This window comes from Blastococcus sp. MG754426 (assembly GCF_021699055.1).
Taxonomy (GTDB): domain Bacteria; phylum Actinomycetota; class Actinomycetes; order Mycobacteriales; family Geodermatophilaceae; genus Blastococcus.
The window spans coordinates 16,154-33,685 of sequence record NZ_SSXC01000010.1; the positions used below are offsets into that span (position 1 = coordinate 16,154).

The following is a 17,532-nucleotide window of genomic DNA, read 5'->3' on the forward strand; positions in this document are numbered from 1 at the left end:
TGATCATCTCCGTCCCCCTGGGTAGGGCCGGGGCCGACCCGAGAGGAGATCACGATGGCGAAGACGACGAAGAAGGGCGACGCCAAGCAGTCGGAGCTGCCGAGCACCCTGCAGCGGTCGCCGAAGAAGGCGCAGCGGACCTACACGAAGGCCTACGACTCGGCGGTCGACGAGTACGACGACGAGGAGCGCGCGGCGCGGACGGCGTGGGCCGCGGTGAAGCACTCGTTCGAGAAGGTCGGCGACCACTGGGAGAAGAAGGAGGGCGGCAAGAAGGGCCCCTCCGACGCGCAGGCCGCGGGCGGCCGGGGGACGGGCAAGCAGACCAAGGGCGGCGTGGACGCCAACGCCTCCAAGTCGCACCTGATGGACCTGGCCAAGAAGCTCGACGTCTCCGGCCGGTCGAAGATGAAGAAGAAGGAACTCGTCGACGCCATCCAGAAGGCGAACGACAAGAAGACGGCGAACTCCCGCAAGAAGTAGCGCCCCGTCGTGCCGCCCCCGCCCGCGGGTGGGGCGGCGCGACCTCAGCCGATGAGCAGGAAGCCGGTCTGCCGGCCGTCGAGGTACTCGACGCCGTCCCCGGTGAGCGCGATGCCCTCCTCCAGGCCCAGCCGGACGCACTGGCCGCCCCACTCGGGCACCGTCCGGCGCACCGCGAGCTCCAGGGCGTAGGCCGTGTCGAGGTGCACCGGGTGGTCGCCGGCGCCGGGCACGCCCTGCTGCTGGTCCCACTGACCGATCGCCGGGCCGGCGCCGTGCCCGTGGTAGCCGATCGGGTGGGAGTAGACGTCCCCGTCGAGGCCCTCGTCGGCCGCCGCGGCACGGGCGGCGGCGAGCACCTCGTTGCCGGTCCGCCCGGGCACGAGCGCGGCCGTGGTGAGGTCCTGCAGCCGGTTCGCCGCCGCCAGGGCGGCCCGCAGCCCGGCCGGTGCGTCGGTCTCGCCGGGGCGCAGGACGTAGGCGTTGCGCTGGGTGTCGGTGCGCAGGCCCAGGCAGCTCAGGCCGACGTCGCAGTGCAGGAGGTCGCCGGGGAGCACCTCCGCGTCCGCGGGGACGGCGGGCAGCAGCGTGCCGCCCTCCTCGGCCAGCGGCACCCCGGCCCGCTGCAGCAGCACCGAGGGCTGGAACCAGGGCTCCACGCCCAGGTCGTGCAGGCGCTGGCGGATCCACCACGCCACGTCGAGGGCGGTGGTCTCGCCGACCCGGACGACGGCGGGGGAGAACGCCTCCGCGATGACCTGGTGCGCCAGCAGGTTCATCCCGCGGAGCGCGTCGATCTCCTCCGGCAGCCGCGTCTCCAGCCAGCTCACCGCCAGCCGCTCGGCCGAGACCAGCCGCTCGGCGTACGGGCCCAGCGCCTCGGTGAGCAGCCGGTGCTCGGTGTGGGAGAGGCCGTCGGCGAGCGCGAAGTCCTCGGAGACGTCGATGCCGATGCGGCGCGGGTCGGCCTGCTCCACGAACCGGCGGACCTCCGCCCACTGGCCGCCCCCCGCGCCCTCGCCGGTGGTCCACGCGGGCAGGAACTGGCCCACCGGGTAGCGGGAGACCGCCGCGGGGGTGACGCCGTCGTCGCTGCGGTGCAGCAGCAGGATGGTGCGCCGACGGGCGGACAACCAGGACGCCGGCAGCAGCGTGGCCAGCACCGGGTCCTCGTTGTACTCGCGGCCGGCGACGATCCACAGGTCGATGCCCGCCCGGTCCATCAGGCCGGGGAGGACGTCGAGCAGCCGCTGGGTCAGCCACCGGTCGCGCACGTCGGCCTGCACGCGCAGCGGGGGCGGCACCGTGCGCGTCGGGCCGGGCGCGACGAGCGACATGCCCCCTAGCGAAGCAGAAACCCGCCGGATGCACCGGTCGAGCGGCCCGCCGCGGGCCCCGGCCTAGGAGCTGGTCTCCTCCGCGCGGGGGCTGCGGGCTCGCGGCACCCCGGCGGTCGCCACCCGGTCCCGGCCCTCCTGCTTGGCCCGGTACATCGCGCCGTCGGCCTCGTCGACCAGCCGCCAGAGCGCCGCGACGGGGTCCTCGCCGTCGGCCGGCCGGGTGACGGCGAGGCCGATCGAGGCGGTGACCCCGTGCCCGCCGGCGCCCTGCCCCCGGGCCACGGCCGCCCGCAGCCGCTCGGCCAGCAGGCCGGCCTCCGCGGCGTCGCTCACCGAACCCAGGACCACCAGCTCCTCCCCGCCGATGCGGGCGAGCACGTCGGCCGGGCGGACGGCGGCGGTGAGGGACGCCGCCACGGCGTTGAGGACGGCGTCGCCGACGGCGTGCCCGAACTCGTCGTTGAGCCGCTTGAAGTGGTCGAGGTCCAGGACCATCGCGCACACGCGGGTGCCGTCGCGCCGCGCCTGCCGCCAGAGGCGGTCGGCCTGCTCGACGAGGTAGCGGCGGTTGTGCAGGCCGGTGAGCGGGTCCAGCCGGGTCAGCGTCTCGGTCTCGGCCAGCAGGCGCTGCACGCGGCGGCGCAGCAGGTAGACCGAGGTGGCCGCGCCGTTGAGCGTGCAGGCGCTGACCCCGGCCTGGACGCCGAGGGCGGCCGCGCTGTCGTAGCTGGGCCACAGCGCCGCCACGCACACCACGGTGGTCACGGCCATGTGCAGGGTGAGCGCCTGCGGCCGCAGGAACCAGCCGGCCGCGAGGGCGGGGAACAGCAGCATGAGCGGGGTGGCGTAGCGCAGCGGGTCCTCGATGCAGAGCACGACGACGAGGTAGACCAGGTCGCCCAGCAGGACCAGGGCGAGGGTGTGCCCGTGGCCGAGCCGGCCGCGCGCGACGAGCGAGGCGGCGATGGCGAGCAGGAGCAGCATCGTGCCGGCGTAGGACCACCGCGCAGGGCCCTCGCGCAGCACGCCGTCCACGACGAGGTTGACCGAGCCCATGAGGGCGCCGGTGGCCAGCAGCACCGCGATGGTCAGGGCGGCGACGCGGTGCTCGTGGCCGGACGGGTCGAGGGGCTCCGGAGAGGGAGTGGCCAGGTCAGGGGCGCGCTCGTCCGGGCCGGTCACCGGTGCAGGATGCCGTACGGACCGGTGTTCCGGCACCCCCTGTTCCTGCCCCGTCACCGACAGGTGCCCGTCCGGGTGACCGAGGGGATCGCGTCCGCCGCCCCGCCGCCGTCCGAGCGGGTCCGCGCGACCGGTGGAAGGCTGGTGGGGTCCGACGAGCGAAGGAGGTCGTGCATGAGCACGGGGCCCTGGTTCTACTGCCTCAAGCACCGCACCGTCGAGCCGCGCGACGGGTGCGCCGAGCGGCACCGGCTCGGCCCGTACGAGACCCGCGAGGAGGCGGAGAACGCACTCGCCTCCGTCGCCGAGCGCAACGAGCAGCTCGACGAGGAGGACCGCGCCTGGGAGGAGCGCTGACCTCCGGTCCCGGGGCCAGGCATGATCGGTGCCAGCCGCCGGGTCGTCCGGCGCCGCGGAAGGGGTGGACGTGACGGACGGTCGCGCGGTCGAGGAACTGGTCGTGGGTGTGCTGGGCGGCACCGGGCCGCAGGGGCGGGGGCTGGCCGTACGGCTGGCCGCCCAGGGGCAGCGGGTGCTGCTCGGCTCCCGCGACGCCGAGCGCGCGGCCGAGGTGGCCGCCGAGGTCGCCGAGCGCGCCGCGACGGTGGCCGGCGGCGGCGAGGTGTCGGTGACCGGTGGCTCGAACGTCGACGTCGCGGGCGCGGCGGACCTGGTCATCGTCGCCGTCCCCTTCGCCGGGCACGCCGCGACGCTCGCCGAGCTCGCCACCCCGCTGGCCGGGAAGATCGTCGTCGACTGCGTCGTGCCCATGGGCTTCGACGAGCTCGGCGCCTACGTGCTCGACGTCGAGGAGGGCAGCGCCGCCCAGCAGGCGGCCGCGCTGCTGCCCGACTCGCACGTGGTCGGTGCCTTCCACCACCTGTCGGCCAAGCTGCTCGAGGACCTCTCCCGGCCCACCATCGACGGCGACGTCATGGTGGTCGGTGACGACCGGGCGTCGATGGACACCGTGCAGGCGCTGGCCGGCCGGCTGCCGGGGATGCGCGGCATCTACGCCGGCCGGCTCCGCAACGCCCGCCAGGTCGAGGCGCTGACGATCAACCTGGTGTCGGTCAACCGCCGGTACAAGGTCCACGCGGGTGTCCGGATCACCGACGTCTGAAAGGACCCCGTCCTCCTCACCCTGCGCAGGCTCGGGGTGAGCCCCTCGACGGGGCCACCGTGCTCTCTCGACGACGTCGGCACCCCGTTTCGCGGGCGGCCGCCGCGGCGGGTCGTCTCGCTGGTGCCGTCGCTGACGGAGGCGATCGCCACGACCGACGCCGGGCTGCTGGCGGGGGTGACCGACTGGTGCACCCACCCCGCCGGGCTCGACGTCCCGCGGGTGGGCGGCACCAGGTGGCCCGACGTCGGGCGGGTGCTGGACCTGGCGCCCGACCTCGTGGTCGCCAACGCCGAGGAGAACCGGGACGAGGACCTCGCCGCGCTCCGGGCCGCCGGGGTGCCGGTGTGGGTGACCGCACCGGCCACCGTCGACCAGGCGCTGGACTCGCTCGGCCGGCTCTGCGCGGTGCTCGGCCACGCGGACCCGGCCTGGCTGGCGGAGGCGCGGGCGGCCTGGACCGCGCCGGCCCGGCTGCCGGAGGTCGCAGCCGTGGTCCCGATCTGGCGCCGTCCCTGGATGGTGCTGGGCCGCGACACCTTCGCCGGTGACGTGCTGGCCCGGCTCGGCGTCCGCAACCTCTACGCGGGGCACGCCGACCGCTACCCGAAGCTGGGCCGGGACGAGCCCGCGACGGTGCCGGCGGAGCTCGTCGTCCTCCCCGACGAGCCCTACGCCTTCACGCCCGAAGACGGCCCCGAGGCGTGGCCGCAGGCGCGGCCGGCGTTCGTGAGCGGCCGGCACCTCACCTGGTACGGGCCCTCGCTCGCCGAGGCGCCCCGGGTGCTGCTGGCCCAGCTCGCCGGCTGACCGGCCACGCGCTCGAATGCCGCCCGGGTGGCACAGTGGGGGAGTGCTGCTCGCGAACGCGGTGGCGCTCGTGCATGCCGCCGCCGTCCTGTTCATGCTGGTCGGTGCCCTGCTCGCCCTCCGGTGGCCCCGGCTGGTGCTGCTGCACGCCCCCGTCGCCCTGGTGATCCTCGGCGTCAACCTGGCCGGCGCCGACTGCCCGCTCACCGACCTCGAGCTGTGGCTGCGCGAGCGCGCGGGTGCACCGGGCTACGAGGGCGGCTTCCTGGGCCGCTACCTGTTCGACCCGCTGGGGCTGGAGGTCGACGCGGCCGGCACGCAGCTGGGCATCTACGCCACCGCGATCGGCCTCAACGCCGTCGGCTACGGGCTGCTCGCGGCCCGCGCACTCGGCTCCGGGGGTGCTCCTCGTGCCCGGGGGCCGCTGCAGGACCCGGAGAGCGCGAGTCCGGCCCCCGCAGCGAGCTGGAGCGGGCCTACTCGAACGAGTGCTCCGGCCCCGGGAAGGTCCCGCCCCTGACCTCGTCGGCGTACTCCCGGGCCGCGCGGAGCAGCTCACCGCGCAGGTCCGCGTACTTCTTGACGAACTTGGGCACCCGGCCGCCGTTGAGCCCGGCCATGTCCGGCCACACGAGCACCTGGGCGTCGCAGTCCACGCCCGCCCCGATGCCGATGGTCGGGATGGTGAGCGCCTCGGTCACCTGCCGGGCGACCGTGGCCGGGACCATCTCCAGGACGACGGCGAACGCGCCGGCCTCCTGGACGGCGTGCGCGTCGGCCAGCAGCTGCTCGGCCCCGGCACCCCGGCCCTGCACCCGGTACCCGCCGAGGGCGTGCTCGCTCTGCGGCGTGAAACCGATGTGCGCCATCACCGGGATGCCGGCGTCGTGCAGCAGCTCGATCTGCGGTGCCACCCGCTCCCCGCCCTCGAGCTTGACCGCCTGGGCCCCGCCCTCCTTCATCATGCGGACGGCGGTGCCGAACGCCTGCTGCGGGCCGGACTCGTAGCTGCCGAAGGGCAGGTCGGCGACGATCAGCGCCCGCTTGGTGGAGCGGGTCACCGCCTTGGTCATCAGCAGGATGTCGTCGACCGTCACCGGCACGGTGCTCGTGTGGCCGAGGACCACGTTGCCCGAGGAGTCGCCGACCAGCATCACCGGGATGCCGGCCTCCTCGAAGACGGCGGCGCTGAAGGTGTCGTAGGCGGTGAGCATCGCCCACTTCTCGCCGCGCTCCTTGGCCTGCTGCAGGTGGTGGATGCGCACCCGCGCCGTCGACTGGCCGCCGTACAGGACCGACTCGGTCACGCCTGTGCTCCTTCGCGGACGGTGGGCAGGGTCTCGCGCCACCGGTTGGTGATGGGCAGCCGCCGGTCGCGGCCGAACGCCTTGAGGCTGATCTTGGTACCGGGCGCCGACTGGCGGCGCTTGAACTCGGCGGCGTCCACCAACCGGAGGACGCGGGCCACCACGTCGGGGTCGTGCCCCCGCTCGAGCAGCTGCGCCAGGCCCAGGTCGCGGTCGACGTAGTCGGCGATCACCGCGTCCAGCTCCTCGTAGGAGGGCAGCGAGTCGCTGTCCACCTGGCCCGGCGCCAGCTCGGCCGACGGTGGCTTGTCGATGGAGTTCCGCGGGATGGGCTCGGTCTCCCCGCGCCCGGCGGCGTACGCGTTGCGCCAGCGGGCCAGCTCCCACACCAGCGTCTTGGGCACGTCCTTGATCGGGGCGAAGCCCCCGGCGGAGTCGCCGTAGAGGGTCGAGTAGCCGACGGCGACCTCGCTCTTGTTGCCCGTCGTCAGCAGCAGGTGCCCGTGCTGGTTGGACAGCGCCATGAGGAGCGTGCCGCGCACCCGCGCCTGCAGGTTCTCCGCGGCGACCCCGGAGAGCTCCACCGAGGCCTCGAACGCGTCCACCACCGGGGCGATCGGCACCACCGAGTAGTGCAGGCCGGTGCGGCGGGCGAGGTCCTCGGCGTCGGCCAGCGAGTGCTCGCTGGACCACTTCGACGGCAGCCCGACGCCGTGCACCCGGCCGGCGCCCAGGGCGTCGACGGCCAGCGCCGCGCAGACCGCCGAGTCGATGCCGCCGGAGAGCCCCAGCACCACCGAGGGCATGCCGTTCTTGTCGATGAAGTCGCGCAGGCCCAGCACGAGCGCCCGCCAGACCTCCTCGCACTCACCGAGCGGCTCGGCGACGCCGGCCGGCCGGGGCTCGTAGGCGGGCACCGGCTCCTCGCCCAGCACGTGGCGGGTGACGGTCATCGGGCCGATCCGGCCGGCACGCCGCTCGGGGACCCGTGCCCGGTCGATCGACAGGTCCACGGTGAGCAGGTGCTCGACGAACTGGGGCGCCCGGGCGAGCAGCTCGCCGGTGGGGGAGACGGCCATCGAGTCACCGTCGAACACCAGCTCGTCCTGGCCGCCGACCTGGTTGCAGTACAGGACCGCCGCCCGCGCCTCGGCGGCGCGGCGGCGCACCAGCGGCAGCCGCAGGTCGTCCTTCGCGCGCTCGTAGGGGGAGGCGTTGGGGGAGACGACGAGGTCGACGCCGGCCTGGCCGGCGACCCCGCACGGCCCGCCCTCGACCCAGAGGTCCTCGCAGATCGTCAGCGCGACGTCGACCCCGTGCAGCCGGACCACCGGCAGCTCGGTGCCGGGCACGAAGTAGCGCGCCTCGTCGAAGACGCCGTAGTTGGGCAGGTGCCGCTTGTAGTAGCGGACGACGACCTCGCCGCCGTGCAGCAGGGCCGCGGCGTTGCGGGGGGCGCCCCGGCGGGGGTTGGCGTCGCTGGGCCGGTCGTCGTCGGTGGGCGGCTCGTCGACCGGGGCCGGCCCGCTGCCCTCGGTGTGCGCCAGGTACCCGACGACGACGGCGAGCTCGCCCAGACCCTCGGCCGCCAGCCGGCCGGCGAGCTCGACCAGCGCGCGCTCGCTGGCCCGGGCGAAGGACTCCCGGAGCACCAGGTCCTCCGGCGGGTAGCCGGTCAGCGTCATCTCGGGGAAGACGACGAGGTGGGCGCCCGCCTGCGCCGCCTCCGCCGCCCGGCGGACGACCAGGTCGCCGTTGCCCGCCAGGTCACCGACCCGCGTGTCGACCTGGGCCAGGGACACCCGCACCTGCACCGGCTGCTGATCGCTCACGGGCCCATCCTGGTCCCGGACCCGCTCCGGGTGCGAGGCGGGGCCGGTGGTCACGGCCGCCAGAACGCCACCACCTTGGTGCGCAGGTCGGCACCCAGCCGCCGGTAGAAGCGCTGGGCGGCGACGTTGTCCTCGCGGACCTCCCAGCGCACGGCGAGCCCCTCGCGGGCCGCCAGGGCGCCGAGCTCGGTCATGAGCAGCCGGCCCACCCCGGCGTCCCGGTACCCGGCCCGCACGAACAGGTCGTCCAGGCCGAGGATGTCGCGGCCCAGCCACAGGTGCAGCCGGCGGACGGCGGACACGTACCCGGCCGGCTCGCCGTCCCGCTCGGCCAGCAGGACGACGACGTCGGGCCGGGCCAGCATCGTCGTCCACGTCCCGAGGCCGCCGGCGACGGCGTCCGGGGTGCCCTCGTGCGCGGCGATCTCCCGCACCATCGCCAGGACGGCGGCGGCGTCGCCGGGACCGGCGCGGCGCACCTCCACGTGGCTGGCGGTCGTGCGCAGCGGGTTCTGCGGAGGCGTTGCCGCAGCAGGGTGGTCGGCCATGGCTGGAGCATGCCGGTCCGTCGAGCGACACCCGTCAGCGGCTCGAGGCGCTCCGCAGGCCGCGCCGGCCCGGCTCCGCGTCGCACCCCTCCGGCCCGATGACCACGACCGGGCCGGCGACCCCGGCCAGCACCCTCCGCCCCACCGACCGGACGGCCCCGGTCGGCCGGCGCCGGCCCGGGATCCCCAGGACGACGAGCGCCGCACCGCCGGAGGCCGCGACGAGCGCGGAGGCGGCGTCGCCGCAGCGGAGCTCCGCCGTGACCGGCACGTCGAGGAGCTCCTGCCGCCACGAGGCGAGCGTCCGGTCCACCAGCCGCGCGGCGCCGGCCTCGGTGACGGCACGCGGTGCGCACACCCCCTCGAGGTCCGCGGGGGTGTCGGGGCTCCACGCGTGCACGACGGTCAGGGGCAGGCCCCGTCCCCGGGCCGCCCGGACGGCGAAGCCGAGAGCGGGGCCGGAGGACGGTGCGCCGTCGATGCCGACGACGACGCGGGGTCTCGACCGCTGGTCGGTGGCGCGCGGGAGGGCGCGTACCACCGTGACCGGGCACGCGCCCGAGGACGCCAGACGCAGCGGGGCGCGCCCGGACCCGAGGCGGGTGAGCCCGGTCGCAGCGGGGGCGCCCAGCACCAGCAGGGCTGCCGTGCGGCTCTCGCGCAACAGTGCGGGGAGCGCCGACCCGCTGAACCGGCAGCTCTCCACCGCGAGGTCCCGGTCGACCGCGCGGGCCCGCGACGCCGCGGCGCCCAGCTCCCCGGCCGTGGCGCCCTCCGGGCTCACCAGCCGCAGGGGCAGCCCACGGATCGAGGCCTCGGCGGCGGCCCAGTCGACGGCGTCGTCGGAGGCGGCGGTGACCCGGACGACGACCGGCGCGGAACCGTGGCGGGCACCGGGCTGCCTGCGCACGAGGGCCTCCTCGCCGACGCCGGGCGGGAGCCGCCCGGGACGTCGCCGAACGTATCGCAGCACGATAGAAGTGCACCAGGGCCGCGCTCGCGGTGTCGTGGTGTGATGACGCCGTGACGGGGCTCGGGGAGGACGGCGGTCCGGTGCCCCTGAGCAAGGCCGACTTCGAGGCCCTGGCCCGGTTCCGGTTCGGCATCCGGCGCTACCTGCGGTTCAGCGAGGAGGTCGTCCGCCGGCACGGCCTGACGCCGCAGCAGTACCAGCTGCTCCTGGCGCTGAAGGGTTTCCCGGCACGGGACTGGGCCACGGTGCGCGAGCTGGCCGAGCGGCTGCAGCTCCGCCACCACAGCGTGGTGGAGCTGGTCGACCGCGCCCAGAAGCAGGACCTCGTCGGGCGGACCGCGCACCCCGACGACGCGCGCGCGGTGCGGGTGGTGCTCACCGCGGCGGGGGAGGAGGTCCTCGGCCGGCTGGCCGCCCTGCACCGGGCCGAGCTGAGCCGGATGGCAGCCGTCCTGAGCCCGCCGGACTGGCACCGGCCCGGCTGATCGGGCGCGGGCGGCGCGACACGCGCCGTCCGGGGCGCGGGACGGTGCGCGGATCGCCCGGACGGGGCAGGCTTGCGCCGACGTCACATCCACGAAACGAGCGGACTGGATCATGGCCGGCATGGACCGACAGCAGGAGTTCGTCCTGCGGACCCTGGAAGAGCGAGACATCCGCTTCGTGCGGCTCTGGTTCACCGACGTCTCCGGCTACCTCAAGGCCGTCGCGGTGGCCCCGGCGGAGATCGAGGCGGCCTTCGCCGAGGGCATCGGGTTCGACGGCTCGGCGATCGAGGGCTTCGCCCGGGTCTACGAGTCCGACATGCTGGCCAAGCCCGACCCGGGCACCTTCCAGGTGATGCCGGCGCGCGAGGGCCGCGCCAGCGACACCGCACGGATGTTCTGCGACATCACGCTGCCCGACGGCTCGCCGTCGTGGGCCGACCCGCGCCACGTGCTGCGCCGGGCCCTGGCCAAGGCCGGCGACATGGGGTTCACCTTCTACACCCACCCCGAGATCGAGTTCTTCCTGCTCAAGGACCTGCCGACCGACGGCACCCCACCCGAGCCGGCCGACAGCGGCGGCTACTTCGACCTGTCCACGCACAACGTGGCGCACGACTTCCGGCGCGAGGCGGTCTTCGCCCTGGAGGCGATGGGCATCTCGGTGGAGTTCAGCCACCACGAGGTCGCCCCGGGGCAGCAGGAGATCGACCTGCGCTACGCCGACGCCCTCTCCATGGCCGACAACATCATGACCCTGCGGCACGTCGTCCGGGAGGTGGCGCTGGCCCAGGGCGTGCACGCGACGTTCATGCCCAAGCCGTTCACCGAGCTGGCGGGCTCGGCGATGCACACCCACCTGTCGCTGTTCGAGGGCGACCGCAACGCCTTCCACGACCCGGCCGACCCGATGCGGCTGTCGACCACCGGCAGGCAGTTCATCGCCGGCCTGCTGACCCACGCCCGGGAGGTCACCGCGATCACCAACCAGACGGTGAACTCCTACCGGCGGCTGCTGGCCGGCACCGAGGCGCCGACCGCGGCCACCTGGGGCCGGGCCAACCGCTCGGCGCTGGTCCGCCTGCCCAGCTACAAGCCGAGCAAGGCGCAGTCGGCCCGGGTCGAGGTGCGCTCGCCGGACTCGGCGTGCAACCCCTACCTCACCTTCGCGGTGCTGCTGGCCGCCGGGCTGCGCGGCATCGAGAAGGGCTACGAGCTGCCGCCGGAGGCCGAGGACGACGTCTGGTCGCTCACCGACACCGAGCGGCGGGCGGCCGGGTACGAGGACCTGCCGGTCAGCCTCGGTGAGGCGCTCACCGCGATGCAGGGCAGCGAGCTGGTGGCCGAGACGCTCGGGGAGCACGTCTTCGAGTTCTTCCTCCGCAACAAGTGGGAGGAGTTCAACTCCTACCGCCAGAACGTGACCCCGTTCGAGCTGCGCCGCTACCTCCCCGGCCTGTGAGGCGGGGGCGGGGGCGGCCGTTAGCCTCGATCGCGTGACCGCCGGCCGCCTGCTCGTCGTCGTCCCCAGCGAGACCGATCCGCCGGCGCGCCTGGGGGAGTGGCTGCGCGCCGCGGGGCTGGAGCTCGACGAGCGCCGGTTGGGCCTGGGCGCCGAGCTGCCCGCCGCGCTGGACGGCTACGACGGGCTGCTGGTGCTGGGCGGGCCGCAGTCCTCGATGGACGACGCGGCGACCAGCCCCGAGCTCGTGGGCGTCCGGGAGCTGCTCCGTCAGGCGCTCGCCGCGGACCTGCCCACGCTCGCCGTCTGCCTGGGCGCCCAGCTGCTGGCCCAGGTCGGCGGTGGCCGCACCCGGGTCGGCGCGGCGGGGCCGGAGGTCGGCGCGACGCTGGTGGCCAAGCGCGACGCCGCCGACGCGGACCCGGTGTTCCGCCCGCTGCCGCTGTCCCCGGACGTCATCCAGTGGCACCACGACGAGATCTCCGAGCTGCCGGCCGGCGCGACCCTGCTGGCCGGCAACCCGCACTACCCGCACCAGGCCTACCGGGTGGGGACCGCCGTCTACGGGCTGCAGTTCCACATCGAGACGACGCCGGAGATGGTGCGGGCCTGGGCCGCCAGCGACCCCGTCGGCGTGGCGGCCAGCCCGCTCGACGTCGAGACGCTGTGCGCCCGGGCCGCCGCCGCCCACGACGACCTGGACGAGGTCTGGCGCCCGTTCGCCGGGCGGTTCGCCGATCTGGTCCGGTCCCGGGCGCAGGTGCGCGCGTGAGCGTGCCGCAGGCGGAGGTCCCGCGGCGGGCGGTGGTCCGCCTCGTCCGGTTCGGCTTCGAGGACGGCGAACGCGCCGCCCGGCTGCTGTCGGACCCGTCGCTGGGGCTCTGGGACCTCGACCGCAACGAGCCCGCCGACCCCGAGGCGGGGCCGGTCGTCGCCGCCCTGGCCCGGGCGGGCGACCCCGACCTGGCGGTCCGTTCGCTGCACCGGCTGGTCGAGGCGCTGGACGCCGAGGACGACTCCGGTGGCGCGGCCGCCACGCTGCTGGCCCGGCTGCGGGGCTCGGGCCACCTGCGCGCCCGCCTGCTCGCCGTCCTCGGCGCCAGTTCGGGGCTGGCCGACCACCTGGCCGCCTACCCGCTGGACTGGGAGGTGCTCGACGACAGCAACGGGCCGAGCCGGCCCACGCCGCACGCGCTGGAGCAGCAGATGCTGGCCGCGGTCGGCGCCGACCCCGACGACCCGCCCTGGGGCGTCCGGCTGGGCTCGGCCGCGCCCGACGCCGGGCCCTCGCGGATCGCGGCCCTTCGGCACGCCTACCGCCGGGCGATCCTGTCGCTGGCAGGGCGCGACCTGGCCGACGGCGTGCCCGCCGACGAGGCGGCGGCCGAGCTCGCCGACATCGCCGCCGCCGTGCTCGCCGCCGGTCTCGCGCTCGCCGTCGCCGAGCAGCCGGCGGACACGGCGGCCTGCCGGCTGGCGGTCATCGCGCTGGGCAAGACCGGCGGCCGGGAGCTCAACTACGTCAGCGACGTCGACGTCGTCTTCGTGGCCGAGCCGGTCGAACCCGGGGAGGCCGAGGCGGCCGCGCTCGCCGGCGCGACCCGCGTCGCCGCGTCGCTCATGCGCATCTGCCGGGAGGCGGCGTGGGAGGTGGACGCGGCGCTGCGCCCCGAGGGCAAGGCCGGCTCCCTGGTGCGGACGGTCGCGGGGCACGCCGCCTACTACGAGCAGTGGGCCGACACCTGGGAGTTCCAGGCGCTGCTGAAGATGCGCCCGGTCGCCGGCGACCCGCACCTCGGGCGCGGCTACGTCGACGCGCTCTGGCCGCTGGTGTGGAAGGCCGGTGACCGGCCCGGCTTCGTCGGCGAGGTGCAGGCGATGCGCCGCCGGGTGGAGGCGAACATCCCCCCGGCCCAGGCCGAGCGGGAGCTCAAGCTCGGCCGCGGGGGCCTGCGCGACGTCGAGTTCGCCGTCCAGCTGCTGCAGCTGGTGCACGGCCGGGCCGACCCGACGCTGCGGGTCGGCGGCACCCTGCCGGCGCTGCTGGCGCTGTCGGCCGGCGGCTACGTCGGCCGGGAGGACGCCGCCACGCTGGTCGCCTCCTACCGCTTCCTGCGCACCGTCGAGCACCGGCTGCAGCTGCTGCGGCTGCGGCGCACCCACCTGCTGCCCACCGACGAGCAGCAGCTGCGCTGGCTGGCCCGCTCGCTGGGGTACAAGCCCGACCACCGGGGCGACGCCGTCGACGTGCTGCGGGCCGAGCTCGCGCTGCACACCCGCGAGGTGCGGCGGCTGCACGAGAAGCTCTTCTACCGGCCGCTGCTCTCCGCCGTCGCCCGCGTGCCCGGGGAGCACCTGCACCTGGGGTCGAAGGCGGCCGGCGACTGGCTGCGGGCCCTCGGCTTCGCCGACCCCGAGGGTGCGCTGCGGCACCTGGCGGCGCTCACCGGCGGGGTGTCGCGCTCGGCGTCGATGCAGAAGTACCTGCTGCCGGTGCTGCTGCAGACCTTCGCCTCCTGCCCCGACCCCGACGCCGGGCTGCTGGCCTACCGGCAGGTGAGCGAGGCGCTCGGCGGGAACCAGTGGTACCTCCGCCTGCTGCGCGACGAGGGCCAGGTCCCCGAGCGCCTGGCCCAGCTGCTGGGCTCCAGCCAGTACGTCGCCTCGCTGCTCACCCGCACACCCGAGGCGCTGCGCCTGCTCGCCGACGACGCCGAGCTGGAGCCGCGGTCGGCGGAGACCCTGGCCAAGGCGTGGCGGCAGGCGGCCGGCCGGGCGCCCGACCCGCAGGCGGGCGTGCGGGTCATCCGGGGGCTGCGCCGACAGGAGCTGCTGCGGATCGCCGCCGCGGACCTGCTCGGCCGCCTCGACGTGCACCGCGTGGGCCGGGCGCTCACCGACGTCGCGGCCGCCACGCTGCAGGCCGGGCTCGACGCCGCCCTGCGGGCGCACGCGCAGGAGACCCGGGTCGCCGTCGAGGACCTGCCCGTGGACCTCGCGGTCATCGGCATGGGGCGCCTCGGGGGCGGCGAGCTCGGGTACGGCTCGGACGCCGACGTCCTGTTCGTCCACCGGCCCCGCCCGGGTGCGGACGAGGCGAAGGCCTCCGCGGCGGCGAACGCCGTCGCCCACACGCTGCGGCGGCTGCTCGCCGAACCGGCCCCGGACCCGGCGTTCGAGGTCGACGCCGACCTGCGGCCCGAGGGCCGCCAGGGCGCCCTGGTGCGCAGCCTCCCCGCCTTCCGCGAGTACTACCAGCGGTGGGTGTCGGTGTGGGAGGTGCAGGCGCTGCTGCGCGCCGTCCCGGTCGCCGGCGACGAGGCGCTGGGAGCGGAGTTCGTGGCCCTGGTCGACCCGGTGCGCTACCCGGCCGACGGGCTCTCCGCGGAGCAGGTCGCCGAGATCCGGCGGATCAAGGCCCGCGTGGAGCGCGAGCGGCTGCCGCGCGGCGCCGACCCCGCCACCCACACCAAGCTGGGTCGCGGCGGGCTCGCCGACGTGGAGTGGACCGCCCAGCTGCTCCAGCTCCAGCACGCCGCCCGCGTGCCCGCGCTGCGCGTGCCCTCGACGGTGGGCGCGCTGACCGCGCTCGCCGAGGAGGGGCTGCTCCCGGAGGACCAGGCCGAGGCGCTCACCGCGGCGTGGGAGCTGGCCACCCGGTCGCGCAACGCGGTCTTCCTCGTCCGCGGCCGCCCCAGCGACCAGCTGCCCCGGCCCGGCCTGGAGCTGGGCGGGGTCGCCCGCGCCTGCGGCTACGGGCCGGACGACGAACCCGGCCGCTTCCTCGACGACTACCGCCGCACCACCCGGCACGCGCGCACGGTGGTGGAGCAGGTCTTCTACGGCCAGCCCGCCCCGGGCTGAACGGCGCGGCCGGGTGACCGAAGGACCCTGGCCGGCGGCGACGCCGCGGCGCAGGCTCCTGGTGTCCGCACCGGTGCCGCCGGGAGCCGGCACGGGGGCCGGGTGCGGCCGGGCCAGGAGGTTCCCGTGTCCCCCGTCCTCGTCCGCTCGCTCGTCGCGGAGTTCCTCGGCACCGCGCTGCTCGTCCTCGTCGCGGTCGGTACCGCGGTCGTCGGCCTGGAGAGCGTCGGCCCCGTGGGCGTGGCGCTGGCCTTCGGCTTCACGCTGCTGGTGCTCGCCTACGCCATCGGGCCGGTGTCGGGCTGCCACGTCAACCCGGCGGTGACCCTCGCGGTGCTGCTGTCACGCGGCATGACCGCGGTCGAAGCGGCGCTCTACTGGGTCGCCCAGTTCGCCGGTGGCATCACCGGCGCCGCCGTCCTGTGGCTGCTGACCAGCGACTTCGGCGGGGTGACCGACCAGACCGGGGCCCTCGGGGCCAACGACTGGGGTGCCGCGATCAGCGGTGAGGGTGCCTTCCTGCTCGAGCTCCTGCTCACCTTCGTGCTGGTGGTGGTCGTGCTCCTCGTGACCGGGACCGCCGCCGCGCCGGGATTCGCCGGGCTGGCCATCGGGCTCACCCTCGCGGCCGTGCACCTGATCGGGATCCCGCTCACGGGGACGTCGGTGAACCCCGCCCGCTCGCTGGGGCCCGCGCTCCTCGCCGGCGGTGAACCGCTGGCCGGCGTCTGGCTGTTCGTGCTGGCCCCCGTGGTCGGGGCCGTCCTGGCGGTCCCGGTCGCCCGGCTCCTCGCCCGGCCGGCGCCGGCCGCGGAACCGCTCGGCGCACCGGTGGACGAGACGGGCGCCGAGCTGCCCGGCGCAGACCCCGGGGCGGCGCCGGGTGGGGACGGCCCGCTGCCCATCAGCCGGACCTCGGCGACCGGTGCCGGCCAGCCGGGTGATCGCCGTCCGACGAGCTGACCGGCCCGGAGCGCTGGTTCCGGCGCGTGCGGAGGGTTCGGCACGGGCGGTGCTGGCAATGGCAGGGAGGGCCCGACGTCCCCGAGACCCCCTGGATCTTCGATGCGCCTCCTGCCCCTCGGGCTCTGCGCGGCCGTGCTCGTCACCGCCTGCGGCACCGACGAGGAGCCTCCGGCCGACGCCGGGCCCACCACCTCGCCGACCGCGCCGTCACCCGACGTCGAGGACGCCGTGGAGCCCGTCGGCGAAGGCAGCACCGACGAGTCCGTGGCCTCGGGCGACAGCCCCCCGGTGACCCTGACCGACGTGCGGCTGGCAGCGCACGGGGGGTTCGACCGCGTCGTCTTCGAGCTCGCCGGGGAGGGGGAGGCGGGCTGGCGGGTCGGCTACACCGACGACCCGCGGGCGCAGGGGTCCGGGGAGCCGGTCGAGGTGCCCGGGGACGCCGTCCTCGGCATCACGCTGACGAACATCGCGCTGCCGGGGGACGCGCCGGAGGGCGTCGCGCCGTGGGAGGGCGCCGGGCGGCTGGCGGTCGCCGATCCGGTGGTGCTGGACGCCGTGGTCGAGGACACCCTCGTCGAGGGGCGCTACAGCTTCTTCGCCGGGGTCGACGCGCGGCGGCCGTTCGCCGTCGCAGCGCTCGACTCCCCGCAGCGCATCGTGGTCGACCTGCTCGACGAGGAGCCGGCGGAGCCCGATCCGCTCGCCGAGCGGTGCGAGAGCCCGGAGGGCTACGCCATCTCCTATCCGGAGTCCTGGGAGGTGAACCCGGGGACGGAGGTGCCGGCCTGCAGCTTCTTCTCACCGGACTCCTTCGAGGTGCCCCCGGCCACCGACGCGCGGGTGGCCCCGATCAGCGTCCGGGTGGAGGGCATCCCCTTCGACCGGCTGGTCACCACCGGGCGCGGCGAGGAGCTGAGCCGCGAGGAGCTCACGATCGACGGGCGGCCGGCCGTCCGCGTCGAGCGGGTCACCGCCGGGGAGGGGCTGTGGCCCCAGGGCCTGCCGGTCACCCGCGTCGTGGTCGACCTCGGGGCGGACGACGGCTCGCCACGCGCCCTGGTGGCCGACACCGTCGGGCTCCCGCGGTTCGACTACCCGCGCAACGTCGAGGTCCTGGACCGGATGGTGGCGTCGCTGGGCCTCGACGGCTGACC

17 protein-coding genes are annotated in these 17,532 nt (G+C 75.9%); 11 read left to right on the forward strand and 6 right to left on the reverse strand.

Annotated features, from left to right (window positions below; translation table 11 throughout):
• Positions 1-54: 54 nt before the first annotated feature.
• A complete protein-coding gene (locus E9549_RS06085) occupies positions 55-483 on the forward strand; it encodes a ChaB family protein (protein WP_236825652.1) in 429 nt (142 codons plus the stop codon).
• 44 nt (positions 484-527) lie between these two features.
• Here the strand turns inward: E9549_RS06085 and E9549_RS06090 are convergent, their stop codons facing one another.
• Both E9549_RS06090 and E9549_RS06095 read right to left on the reverse strand, forming a co-directional pair.
• A complete protein-coding gene (locus E9549_RS06090) occupies positions 528-1,820 on the reverse strand; it encodes a M24 family metallopeptidase (RefSeq protein ID WP_236825653.1) in 1,293 nt (430 codons plus the stop codon).
• A gap of 63 nt (positions 1,821-1,883) precedes the next feature.
• Entirely contained in the window at positions 1,884-3,005 is a 1,122-nt protein-coding gene (locus tag E9549_RS06095) for a diguanylate cyclase (protein ID WP_236825654.1), read from the reverse strand.
• A 174-nt stretch (positions 3,006-3,179) separates the two neighbouring features.
• On the opposite strand from E9549_RS06095, the gene E9549_RS06100 reads away from it, so the two are divergent.
• From E9549_RS06100 to E9549_RS06115, 4 genes are all read left to right on the forward strand, one after another.
• Positions 3,180-3,362: a hypothetical protein gene (locus E9549_RS06100; RefSeq protein WP_236825655.1), complete on the forward strand. Its 183-nt coding sequence runs from the start codon at positions 3,180-3,182 to the stop codon at positions 3,360-3,362.
• Between the two features lie 70 nt (positions 3,363-3,432).
• Positions 3,433-4,128: an NADPH-dependent F420 reductase gene (gene npdG, locus E9549_RS06105; RefSeq protein ID WP_236825656.1), complete on the forward strand. Its 696-nt coding sequence runs from the start codon at positions 3,433-3,435 to the stop codon at positions 4,126-4,128.
• A 36-nt stretch (positions 4,129-4,164) separates the two neighbouring features.
• Complete coding sequence (locus tag E9549_RS06110; RefSeq protein WP_308113061.1) at positions 4,165-4,938, forward strand: helical backbone metal receptor; 774 nt, start codon at positions 4,165-4,167, stop codon at positions 4,936-4,938.
• A 43-nt stretch (positions 4,939-4,981) separates the two neighbouring features.
• Positions 4,982-5,458 carry a DUF2784 domain-containing protein gene (locus E9549_RS06115; protein ID WP_236825658.1) on the forward strand — a complete coding sequence of 159 codons (477 nt, stop codon included), beginning with the start codon at positions 4,982-4,984 and terminating at the stop codon, positions 5,456-5,458.
• On the opposite strand, the gene panB is transcribed toward E9549_RS06115, so the two are convergent.
• From panB to E9549_RS06135, 4 genes are read right to left on the reverse strand one after another with little or no spacing between them, the layout of a single operon-like run.
• Positions 5,415-6,245 carry a 3-methyl-2-oxobutanoate hydroxymethyltransferase gene (gene panB, locus E9549_RS06120; protein ID WP_374201400.1) on the reverse strand — a complete coding sequence of 277 codons (831 nt, stop codon included), beginning with the start codon at positions 6,243-6,245 and terminating at the stop codon, positions 5,415-5,417. The two genes, E9549_RS06115 and panB, sit on opposite strands and share 44 nt — an antisense overlap.
• Positions 6,242-8,077, reverse strand: a complete 1,836-nt coding sequence (locus E9549_RS06125; protein WP_236825659.1) for an NAD+ synthase — start codon at positions 8,075-8,077, stop codon at positions 6,242-6,244. Before E9549_RS06125 ends, panB begins: the two co-directional genes overlap by 4 nt.
• Positions 8,078-8,127: 50 nt before the next feature.
• The gene (locus E9549_RS06130; RefSeq protein WP_236825660.1) at positions 8,128-8,625 is read right to left on the reverse strand and encodes a GNAT family N-acetyltransferase; all 498 of its coding nucleotides are present in this window, start codon (positions 8,623-8,625) and stop codon (positions 8,128-8,130) included.
• 34 nt (positions 8,626-8,659) lie between these two features.
• Entirely contained in the window at positions 8,660-9,535 is an 876-nt protein-coding gene (locus E9549_RS06135; protein ID WP_236825661.1) for a universal stress protein, read from the reverse strand.
• A gap of 143 nt (positions 9,536-9,678) precedes the next feature.
• On the opposite strand from E9549_RS06135, the gene E9549_RS06140 reads away from it, so the two are divergent.
• The 6 genes from E9549_RS06140 to E9549_RS06165 all read left to right on the forward strand — a co-directional run bounded on the left by E9549_RS06140 (position 9,679) and on the right by E9549_RS06165 (position 17,530).
• Positions 9,679-10,083, forward strand: a complete 405-nt coding sequence (locus tag E9549_RS06140) for a MarR family winged helix-turn-helix transcriptional regulator (RefSeq protein WP_236825662.1) — start codon at positions 9,679-9,681, stop codon at positions 10,081-10,083.
• 121 nt (positions 10,084-10,204) lie between these two features.
• Positions 10,205-11,545 carry a glutamine synthetase family protein gene (locus E9549_RS06145; protein ID WP_236825663.1) on the forward strand — a complete coding sequence of 447 codons (1,341 nt, stop codon included), beginning with the start codon at positions 10,205-10,207 and terminating at the stop codon, positions 11,543-11,545.
• Positions 11,546-11,579: 34 nt separating this feature from the next.
• On the forward strand, positions 11,580-12,317 hold the full coding sequence (locus E9549_RS06150; RefSeq protein ID WP_236825664.1) for a type 1 glutamine amidotransferase: 738 nt from the start codon (positions 11,580-11,582) through the stop codon (positions 12,315-12,317).
• Positions 12,314-15,409, forward strand: coding sequence for a bifunctional [glutamine synthetase] adenylyltransferase/[glutamine synthetase]-adenylyl-L-tyrosine phosphorylase (locus tag E9549_RS06155; protein ID WP_236825665.1), 3,096 nt, complete (start codon positions 12,314-12,316; stop codon positions 15,407-15,409). Before E9549_RS06150 ends, E9549_RS06155 begins: the two co-directional genes overlap by 4 nt.
• Positions 15,410-15,535: 126 nt before the next feature.
• Positions 15,536-16,372, forward strand: coding sequence for an MIP/aquaporin family protein (locus tag E9549_RS06160; protein WP_236825666.1), 837 nt, complete (start codon positions 15,536-15,538; stop codon positions 16,370-16,372).
• Between the two features lie 102 nt (positions 16,373-16,474).
• Entirely contained in the window at positions 16,475-17,530 is a 1,056-nt protein-coding gene (locus tag E9549_RS06165) for a hypothetical protein (protein WP_236825667.1), read from the forward strand.
• Positions 17,531-17,532 lie beyond the last annotated feature (2 nt).

Bases quoted from the DNA above. Each gene is read 5' to 3' on its own strand.
- E9549_RS06130 (WP_236825660.1), bottom strand. From the start codon at position 8,625: ATGGCCGACCACCCTGCTGCGGCAACGCCTCCGCAGAACCCGCTGCGC.
- E9549_RS06090 (WP_236825653.1), bottom strand. From the start codon at position 1,820: ATGTCGCTCGTCGCGCCCGGCCCGACGCGCACGGTGCCGCCCCCGCTG.
- E9549_RS06165 (WP_236825667.1), top strand. From the start codon at position 16,475: ATGCGCCTCCTGCCCCTCGGGCTCTGCGCGGCCGTGCTCGTCACCGCC.
- E9549_RS06100 (WP_236825655.1), top strand. From the start codon at position 3,180: ATGAGCACGGGGCCCTGGTTCTACTGCCTCAAGCACCGCACCGTCGAG.
- E9549_RS06145 (WP_236825663.1), top strand. From the start codon at position 10,205: ATGGACCGACAGCAGGAGTTCGTCCTGCGGACCCTGGAAGAGCGAGAC.
- E9549_RS06085 (WP_236825652.1), top strand. From the start codon at position 55: ATGGCGAAGACGACGAAGAAGGGCGACGCCAAGCAGTCGGAGCTGCCG.